The organism is Kitasatospora sp. NPDC049258 (assembly GCF_040678895.1).
Lineage (GTDB): Bacteria > Actinomycetota > Actinomycetes > Streptomycetales > Streptomycetaceae > Kitasatospora.
On the sequence record NZ_JBFAQT010000076.1, the window covers coordinates 1 to 9244 of the forward strand.

At 72.6% G+C, this 9244-nt stretch carries 2 protein-coding genes; both read left to right on the top strand.

All coding sequences use genetic code 11. The features are described 5' to 3' along the window. Positions 1-5592, top strand: a 5592-nt coding sequence (locus tag AB0K43_RS30855; RefSeq protein ID WP_363645629.1) for an SDR family NAD(P)-dependent oxidoreductase, incomplete at its 5' end; no start/stop codon positions are given. Between the two features lie 37 nt (positions 5593-5629). Next, positions 5630-9244: type I polyketide synthase (locus AB0K43_RS30860; protein WP_363645631.1), on the top strand; the 3615-nt coding region annotated here is incomplete at its 3' end.

A 9244-nucleotide genomic window follows, 5' to 3' on the forward strand; every position in this document is an offset into this window, starting at 1 on the left:
GCGCTGGCGGCCCGGCTCTGGGAGCTGCGGGAGGGCGAGCGGCTGCGGCACGTGGTCGAGTTGGTGCGGGCGGAGGCGGCCACCGTGCTCGGCCATACCTCCGGCGCAGCCGTCGATGCCGGGAGGGAGTTCCGCGAGCTCGGCTTCGACTCCCTGACAGCGATCGAGCTGCGTAATCGGCTCACGGCCGTGACCGGGCTGCGGCTCCCGGCGACGTTGATCTTCGACTACCCGACGCCGACGGCTATCGCCGCGCACGTGGTAGCGGAACTGCTCGACGAGCACGGTGAGTTCGAGGGAGTCTCCGTCAGCGCCGCCGCCCTGGGCGACCCGGTCGCGATCGTCGGCATGGCCTGCCGGATGCCGGGCGGGGTCCGGACCCCGGAAGGGCTCTGGGAGTTGCTGCTCGAGGGACGGGACGGCATCTCCGACTTCCCGACCGACCGTGGCTGGGATCTGGAGGCGCTGTTTGCCGACGACAGTACGGGCCGAGGCGTGAGCGCCACCCGGCAGGGCGGATTCCTGGCCGGGCTGGGCGAGTTCGACGCCGGGTTCTTCGGGATCTCGCCGCGTGAGGCGCTCGCGATGGATCCGCAGCAGCGGCTGCTCCTCGAGACCTCCTGGGAGGCCTTCGAGCGGGCGGGCATCGACCCGGTCTCGCTGCGCGGCAGCAAGACGGGCGTGTTCGTCGGCACGACCGGCCAGGACTACGCCTCGCTGGTCTTCAACTCCCGGGAGGAGGTGGAGGGCCACGCCAGTACTGGGCTCGCCAACAGCGTGATCTCGGGCCGCGTCTCGTACTCCTTCGGCCTGGAGGGCCCGGCCCTCACCATCGACACCGCGTGCTCCTCCTCGCTGGTGGCGATGCATCTGGCCTCCCAGTCGCTGCGCAGCGGCGAGTGCTCGCTCGCGCTGGCGGGTGGCGTGACAGTGCTGTCCACGCCGATGCCCTTTCTCGGCTTCTCCCGCCAGGGCGGCTTGGCCGCCGACGGCCGGTGCAAGGCGTTCGCCGATGCGGCGGACGGCACCGGCTGGTCCGAGGGTGCGGGTGTGCTGGTCCTTGAGCGGCTCTCCGAGGCTCGGCGCAACGGGCACGAGGTGCTCGCGGTGCTGCGCGGCTCGGCGGTGAACCAGGACGGTGCGTCGAACGGTCTGACCGCGCCGAACGGCCCGTCGCAGCAGCGGGTGATCCGGCAGGCGCTGGCGAACGCCGGCCTGTCCGCCGCTGAGGTCGACGCCGTCGAGGCGCACGGGACGGGGACGCCGCTCGGTGACCCGATCGAGGCGCAGGCGCTGCTGGCGACGTACGGTCAGAACCGTGAACTGCCGCTACTGCTCGGCTCGGTGAAGTCCAACCTGGGCCACACCCAGGCGGCAGCCGGCGTCGCCGGTGTGATCAAGATGGTGCTGGCCATGTGGCACGGCGTCCTGCCGCGCACCCTCTACGTGGACACGCCCTCCACGCACGTGGACTGGACCGACGGCGAGGTCGAACTGCTCACCGAGCGGACGGACTGGCCGGAGACCGGCCGGGCCCGTCGGGCCGGCGTGTCCTCCTTCGGCATCAGCGGGACCAACGCGCACGTCGTCCTCGAACAGGCGCCGACGGTAGATGAGTTGAGCCCGTCCGGCCCGATGCCCGAGGTCGTGCCGTGGGTGGTGTCGGCCAAGACGGCTGATGCGCTGGAGGCGCAGATCGCGGGCCTGGCGGCCGTTGAGGGTCTGTCTCCGGCGGATGTGGGTCTGTCGCTGGCGGGTCGGTCGCGGTTCGGGCACCGGGCGGTACTGGTCGACGGTCGCGAGCTTGCCAAGGGCCGGACCGAGGAGCGGACGGCAGCCTTCCTGTTCTCGGGTCAGGGTTCGCAGTGGTTGGGGATGGGCCGGGAGTTGTACGGCCGGTTCCCGGTGTTCGCCGAGGCCTTCGACGAGGTGTGCGAGGTCCTGGATGATCTGCTGGAGCGGCCGTTGCGTTCAGTCGTCTGGGGTTCCTCGGACGAGCTGTTGAACCGCACCGACTTTGCCCAGGCGGGTCTGTTCGCGGTGGAGGTGGCGATGTTCCGGCTGGTCGAGTCGCTGGGAGTGCGGGCGGAGTTCGTGGCCGGTCACTCGATCGGTGAGGTGGCGGCCGCGCACGTGGCGGGTGTGTTCTCGATGGCGGACGCGTGTGCGCTAGTGGCGGCGCGTGGTCGGTTGATGCAGGCGCTGCCGTCCGGTGGCGCGATGCTCGCGGTCGCGGCGACGGAGGAGGAAGTCCGGCCGCTGCTTGGCGACTTGGTGTCGATCGCGGCCGTCAACGGTCCGTCCTCGGTGGTCGTGTCGGGTGCGGAGGTTGCGGTCACAGCGGTTGAGGCGTACTTCGCCGACCGCAAGACCACGCGCCTGCGCGTCTCGCACGCGTTCCACTCGCCGCTGATGGAGCCCATGTTGGCGGAGTTCCGGGCCGCTTTGGCGGGCCTGGAGTTCCGTGCGCCGGACTTCCCGGTGGTGTCGAACCTGAACGGTGAGCTCGCGGGTGACGAGCTGTGCTCGCCGGAGTACTGGGTGAGGCACGTCCGGGAGGCGGTCCGGTTCGCTGACGGTGTGCGGGCTCTGCGGGCGCAAGGTGTTTCGGCGTTCGTGGAGTTGGGGCCGGACGGGGTGCTCGCGGCTCTGGTGCAGCAGTGCCTGGCCGACGAGGACGAGAGCGTGGCGGTGCCGGTCTGCCGCAAGGGGCGGCCGGAGGAGGGCGCCTTGGTCGGCGGCCTGGCGCAGCTGGACGTTGCGGGCGTGGCGGTCGAGTGGGCGCGGTTGTTCGACGGTACGGGTGCGCGGCGGGTGGACCTGCCGACGTACGCGTTCCAGCACGAGCGCTACTGGCCGCGCCCGGCCGCGCGGACCGGTGACGTCAGCGGCGCGGGTCTGCTGCCCGCCGACCACCCGCTGCTCGGGGCCGTGATCTCCACGGCCGACTCGGGGAGTCTGCTGCTCACCGGCCGGCTCGCGCCGAAGGTGCAGCCGTGGCTCGCGGACCACCGGGTCGGCGGCGCGCTGGTGTTCCCCGGTACGGGGCTGCTGGAGCTGGCCTTGCGGGCCGGCGAGCAGGTGGGCTGTGACCGGGTCGGACAGCTCACGCTCACCGAGCCGTTGGTGCTGCCCGAGGACGGTGCGGTCCAGCTGCAGGTCGTGGTCGGGGCCGCGGACGAGGACGGGAACCGGACGGTCGGCTGCTACAGCAGGCCGGACGGGGAGGCCGAGCGGCCGTGGCGCTGCCACGCGACAGGCGTGCTCGCGGCCGGTGAGGTGCTGCCCGAGCTCGCTCCGCTCGCCTGGCCGCCGGTCGGCGCCGAGGCGGTCGATCCGGAGAGCTGCTACGACCCGATGGAGCACGGCCCGGCCTTCCGGGCGATCCAGGCGGTCTGGCAACAGGGTGACGCGGCCGCCGTGGTCGAGGCCGTGCTGCCCGGCCGGATCGAGGACGCGGCGGGCTTCGGCCTGCACCCGGCGCTGATGGAGGCCGCAGTCCAGGTGGCCGGGCTCGCCGGGCTGGACGACAGTGAGCGGCTGGTGCCCCTGGCCTGGCACGGCGTCTCGCTGCACGCCGCCGGCGCGGGCGTGCTGCGCCTGCGCGTCACCCGGACCGGCGAGGACACCGTGGCGGTCGCGGCTTACGACGGCGCCGGTGTGCCGGTGCTCTCGGTGGAGTCGCTGACTCTCGGCGCGCCGAGCGACGCCGCCGGTGCGGCGGACCACCAGGACCACGGCGCTCTGCTGCGGCTGACCTGGGTGCCGCCGCTGCCCGGCGGTGACTCCGGGTCGGTGCCGGCTGTCGTCGAGGTGGCTTCGCTGGGTGAACTCGGCGACAATATCCCGGAGTTGGTTGCGCTGCCGGTGCCGGGTGTCCCGGGTGCCGGGGATGTGCTGGGTGGTGTGCACCGAACCTCGGCCTGGGCGCTGGCGCTGGTGCAGGAGTGGCTGGCGGAGGAGCGGTTCGCCGGTTCGCGCCTGGTGTTCGTGACGCGCGGCGCGGTGCAGGCCGACGAGAGCGAGAAGCTGACGGACCTCGCGGGTGGTGCCGTCTGGGGTCTGGTGCGAGCTGCCGAGGCGGAGAACCCGGGCCGGTTCGCGCTCCTCGACCTCGGCCCGGACGAGGACGCGGCGGCCGCACTGCCGGTGCTGGCCGAGCAACTGGCTCGCGGTGACTTCCAGTTCGTGGCGCGGCGAGGTGGTGAGGTACGGGTGGCCCGGCTGGCCCGGGTCCCCGGTGGCGCCGGTGAGGCTGCGGGTTGGGGCGGTGGGACGGTTCTGGTCACCGGTGGTACGGGTAGTCTGGGTCGTTTGGTGGCGCGTCACTTGGTGGCCGAGCACGGGGTGCGGAGTCTGCTGCTGGTCAGTCGTCGTGGGTCGGCGGCTGAGGGTGCGGTGGAGCTGTGTGCCGAGTTGGAGGGGCTGGGTGCCGAGGTTTCGGTGGTGGCCTGTGATGTGGCGGACCGTGCGGCGCTGGAAGGTGTGCTGGCTGGGTGTGAGTTGAGTGCCGTGGTGCACACAGCTGGTGTGCTGGACGACGGTGTGGTGACGGCGTTGACGCCGGAGCGGCTGTCGGGAGTGCTGCGGGCGAAGGTGGACGCGGCGTGGAACCTACATGAGCTGACGGCCGGTCAGGACCTTGCTGCGTTTGTCCTGTTCTCGTCGATCTCCGGCGTGATGGGGAGTGCGGGTCAGGGTAACTACGCGGCGGGCAACGTCTTCCTGGACTCGCTGGCGCAGTGGCGTCGCGGCCAGGGCCTGGCGGCGCAGTCGCTCGGCTGGGGCGCCTGGGTCGCGTCGGCCGGTATGACCGGCACGCTGTCGGAGACCGATCTTCAGCGGATCCGGTCCTCGGGCGTGCCGCCGCTGGAGCCGGCGCACGGCCTGGCACTGCTCGACGCCGCGATGGGAATGGACGAGCCGTACCTGGTACCGATCGGACGGGCCGGCGGTGGCGGGCGGCGGATGCCGGGCGAGGTGCCGGCGCTGCTGCGGGGGCTGGTGCGGGGTGCCCGGCGCGCGGCCTCGGCCTCCGGGGCCGACGCCGGGACGGCAACTGCGCTGGCGGCGCGGGTGCGTGAGCTGCGGGAGACCGATCGGCTGCGTCATCTGGTCGACCTGGTCCGGGCCGAGGGCGCGACGGTGCTGGGCCACGACTCGGCCGTGGCGGTCGAGGCGGGCCGGGAGTTCCGCGAGCTGGGCTTCGACTCGCTGACGGCGATCGAGCTGCGCAACCGGCTGACCGTGGTCACCGGTCTGCGGCTGCCGGCCACCCTGGTCTTCGACTACCCGACGCCGACCGTGCTCGGCGAGCACCTGCTCGCCGAACTGCTGGACGAGCCCGAGACGGACGCCGGTGCCGAACTGCTCGGCGGCCTGGACCGCTTGGACGCCGCGCTGGCCGCCGCCGAGCCCGATCAGGCGACCCGGAACGCGGTCTCTGTCCGACTGCGCCAGATCCTGGAGAAATTGCGAATCCTCGACGCGCAGAATGCCGATGGCAGCGTCGTCGAGCGGCTCGAAGCCGCGAGTGCGGATGAGGTCCTCGCGTTCATCGACAACGAGCTCGGCCGTCTGAGCGACCGCTGACCCGACTCGCACCAATATCAGGAAGGCTCCTCCTCCCATGTCGAACGACAGCAAGCTCGTTGACTACCTCAAGTGGGTCACGGCCGACCTGCACCAGACCCGGCAACGGCTGCTTGAGGTCGAGTCCGGCCAGCACGAGCCGATCGCCGTCGTCGGCATGGCCTGCCGCCTGCCCGGTGGGGTTACCACGCCGGAGCAGCTCTGGCAGTTGGTCGAGGACGGCCGCGACGGGGTGTCCGGCTTCCCGACCGACCGCGCCTGGGATCTGGCGGCGCTCGGCGGCGAGGGTAGCGGCAGCAGCGCCGCCGGTGAGGGCGGCTTCGTCGAGGCCGCCGCCTTCGACGCCGGGTTCTTCGGGATCTCGCCGCGCGAGGCGCTCGCGATGGACCCGCAGCAGCGCCTGCTGCTCGAAACCTCCTGGGAGGCCTTCGAGCGCGCGGGCATCGACCCGGGCACGCTGCGCGGCAGCAAGACCGGCGTCTTCGTCGGCACGGCCGGCGTGGACTACGTGGGTGTGGTGATGGGCTCCCGCGAGGACGTCGAGGGCCACGCGACCACCGGTCTGACCGCGAGCGTGCTCTCCGGCCGGGTCTCGTACGTGTTCGGCCTGGAGGGCCCGGCGGTGACGATCGACACCGCCTGCTCGTCCTCCCTGGTCGCGATGCACCTGGCCTCCCAGTCGCTGCGCAGCGGCGAGTGCGCGCTCGCGCTCGCGGGTGGCGTGACGGTGCTGTCCACCCCGATGAGCTTCTCGGGCTTCTCCCGTCAGGGCGGTCTTGCCTCGGACGGCCGGTGCAAGGCCTTCGCCGATGCGGCGGACGGCACCGGCTGGTCCGAGGGCGCGGGCGTACTGGTCCTTGAGCGGCTCTCCGAGGCGAAGCGCAACGGGCACCCGGTGCTCGCGGTACTGCGCGGCTCGGCCGTCAACCAGGACGGTGCCTCCAACGGCCTGACCGCCCCGAACGGCCCGTCGCAGCAACGGGTGATCCGCCAGGCGCTGGCCAGCGCGGGCCTGTCGGCCGGTGAGGTGGACGCGGTCGAGGGCCACGGTACCGGGACGCCGCTCGGTGACCCGATCGAGGCCCAGGCGCTCCTTGCGACGTATGGCCAGGGGCGCGAACTGCCGCTGCTGCTCGGCTCGTTGAAGTCGAACATCGGTCACACCCAGGCGGCCGCCGGTGCGGCAGGTGTGATCAAGATGGTGGAGGCGATGCGGCACGGCGTGCTGCCGCGCACCCTGCACGTCGACGCGCCGTCCACCAAGATCGACTGGACGGCCGGCGAGGTCGAGCTGCTGACGGAGGCCCGGGACTGGCCGGAGACCGGCCGTCCCCGCCGCGCCGCCGTCTCGGCCTTCGGTATCAGCGGCACCAATGCGCACGTGATCGTGGAGCAGGCGCCGGAGGAGGAGGCCGAGGCCCCCGCCGAGGCTGTCGCACCTGCCGGAGTGCCCGGTGTGGTGCCGTGGGTGGTGTCGGGCAAGTCGGAGGCGGCGCTTGAGGCGCAGCTCGCCGGCTTGGCGGCGGTCGAGGGCCTGTCGCCGGTGGATGTGGGTCTGTCGCTGGCGGGGCGGTCGCGGTTCGGGCACCGGGCGGTGCTGGTGGACGGTGTGGAGGTCGCGCGGGGTGAGGCGGCCGAGCGGTCGGTGGCGTTCCTGTTCTCGGGGCAGGGGTCGCAGCGGTTGGGGATGGGCCGGGAGTTGTACGGCCGGTTCCCGGTGCTCGCGTCGGCGTTCGACGAGGTGTGCGGTGTGCTGGACGGTCTGCTGGAGCGGCCGTTGCGGGACGTGGTGTGGGGTACGGACGAGGAGTTGGTGAACCGGACGGACTTCGCGCAGGCGGGTCTGTTCGCGGTGGAGGTGGCGCTGTTCCGGCTGGTCGAGTCGTTGGGTGTGCGGGCGGAGTTCGTGGCCGGGCACTCGATCGGCGAGGTCGCGGCCGCGCATGTGGCGGGTGTGTTCTCGTTGGCGGACGCGTGTGCGCTGGTGGCGGCGCGCGGTCGGCTGATGGAGGCGCTGCCGGCCGGTGGTGCGATGCTCGCCGTGCAGGCTTCCGAGGACGAAGTGTTGCCGCTGCTGGGTGAGTCGGTGTCGACAGCGGCGGTGAACGGGCCTTCGTCGGTGGTGGTTTCGGGTTCCGCCGAGGGCGTCGCGGCGATCGATGCGCACTTCGCGGACCGCAAGACTTCGTGGCTGCGGGTCTCGCACGCGTTCCATTCGCCGCTGATGGACCCGATGCTGGACGAGTTCCGTACCGTGCTGAAGGGGCTGGAGTTCCACGAGCCCTCGATCCCCGTGGTGTCGAACCTGAGCGGTGAGCTCGCGGGTGACGAGCTGTGCTCGCCGGAGTACTGGGTGCGCCACGTTCGGGAGGCTGTCCGGTTCGCCGACGGTGTGCGGGCTCTGCGGGCGCAAGGTGTTTCGGCGTTCGTGGAGTTGGGGCCGGACGGGGTGCTCGCGGCTCTGGTGCAGCAGTGCCTGGCCGACGAGGACGAGAGCGTGGCGGTGCCGGTCTGCCGCAAGGGGCGGCCGGAGGAGGGCGCCTTGGTCGGCGGCCTGGCGCAGCTGGACGTTGCGGGCGCGCCGGTGGACTGGGCGCGGTTGTTCGACGGTACGGGTGCGCGGCGGGTGGACCTGCCGACGTACGCGTTCCAGCACGAGCGATTCTGGCCGCGCCCGGCCCTGCACGTCGGCGATGTGACCGGTGCCGGGCTCGCGCCCGCCGAACACCCGCTGCTGGGTGCCACGGTGGCGCTGGCCAACGCCGAGGGCACGCTGCTCACCGGGCGGCTGACGCTCAAGTCGCAGCCGTGGCTGCGGGATCACATGGTGGACGGTGTCGTGGTCTTCCCGGCCGCCGGCTTCCTGGAGCTGGCGATCCGGGCCGGCGACCAGGTCGGCTGCGACCGGGTCGAGGGCTTCGCGCTGGCCGAGCCGCTGGTGCTGCCGGAGGACGGCGCGGTGGTGGTCCAGGTCTGGGTCGGTGCTCTCGGCGAGTCCGGCGGCTGGAGCGTACGGTTCTTCTCACGCGCCGAGGGTGAGGACGACGGCCCGTGGGCCGAGCACGCCTCTGGCGAGCTGGTCCGTGGCGAGCAGATCGCCGAGTTCGACGCGTCGGTCTGGCCGCCGAAGGGCGCGGTGGTCGCCGAGCTGGCCGAGATCCCCGGCTACGGCGACCTCGGCCCCGCCTTCCAGGCGCTGCGCTCGGTCTGGCGTCGGGGCACGGAGACCTTCGTCGAGGCTTCGCTGGCCGGCGAGTTGGCCGAGGAGGCGACCGGCTTCGGCCTTCACCCCGCCCTGCTGGCGGCGGTGGTGGCGGCCGACGGGCGCGGCCTGGTGCCGGTCTCCTGGGCCGGGGTGTCGCTGCACGCCTCGGGTGCCTCGGTGGTCCGGGCCCGGCTGACCCGGGCCGGCGAGGAGGTGGTCGCGCTGGCGGTGGCCGATGCGGCCGGTGAGCCGGTGCTGTCGGTGGAGTCGGTGACGCTGGGTGTCCCGTCCGAGGTGCTGCCGCTGGCGGCCGGTGGGCGTCCGGGGTCGCTGCTGCGGTTGGAGTGGGTGTCGGCGGTGCTGTCCGGGGTGTCCGGGGCGGTGTCGCGGGTTGAGGTGGCTTCGCTGGGTGAACTTGGCGAGGTTGTGCCGGAGTTGGTTGTGGTT